This window comes from Amycolatopsis dongchuanensis (assembly GCF_039542405.1).
GTDB classification, from domain to species: Bacteria; Actinomycetota; Actinomycetes; order Mycobacteriales; family Pseudonocardiaceae; genus Amycolatopsis_E; species Amycolatopsis_E sacchari.
Map to the genome: position 1 here is coordinate 1 of NZ_BAABIB010000165.1, position 534 is coordinate 534.

1 protein-coding gene is annotated in these 534 nt (G+C 67.2%); it reads right to left on the reverse strand.

Annotation, left to right across the window (positions count from 1 at the left end; genetic code table 11):
• Nucleotides 1-40 precede the first annotated feature (40 nt).
• The coding region (locus ABFX51_RS37375; protein WP_487046926.1) for an NsdA family TPR-like regulatory protein at nucleotides 41-534 on the reverse strand (494 nt) is incomplete at its 5' end.

Below are 534 nucleotides of genomic sequence, written 5' to 3' on the forward strand. Positions count from 1 at the left end.
CAACATGATCAACTACCGGACCGGCCAGCCGCCCACCGGGTTACGAGACATCCCTTAGCTCGATCAGGCATCGGCCGGCCATCACGTCGATTTCCTTGCGGTCGAGCCAGTACACCCACTCGGGTTCTTCGATGCCCGACGAACGGGCTTCGTAAGCGTCGTCCACAGCGTCGAGGGCGCGCCGCGTGCCGTTGGCGTCGCGGGAGCGTGCACTTGCCCAGGCAACCCGTTCGAGTAGGAGCGCCCGCACCACGGGCGTGGTGCCGTTGGCGCCCTTCGTGGCGGAACGGGCGAGTAGCACGGCGTCGGCTGGGTCGCCGACGTTGGCCATTTGGTAGCTCAGGCTGGACAGCAGTTGCCCGGCGAGTGCTCGGTTACCGGCGTCCTGAGCAGCCGACACCCCGGAGAGGTAGACCTGTTGGGCCTCGGTGTACTGCCCGGCGTCGCTGGCGACCCACCCCGCGAGTTGAGCTAGCTGTTGCGGGTCGTGACGTTGGTGACGTGGGTGAGGGCCTGAGGTGAGGGGACGGGTCT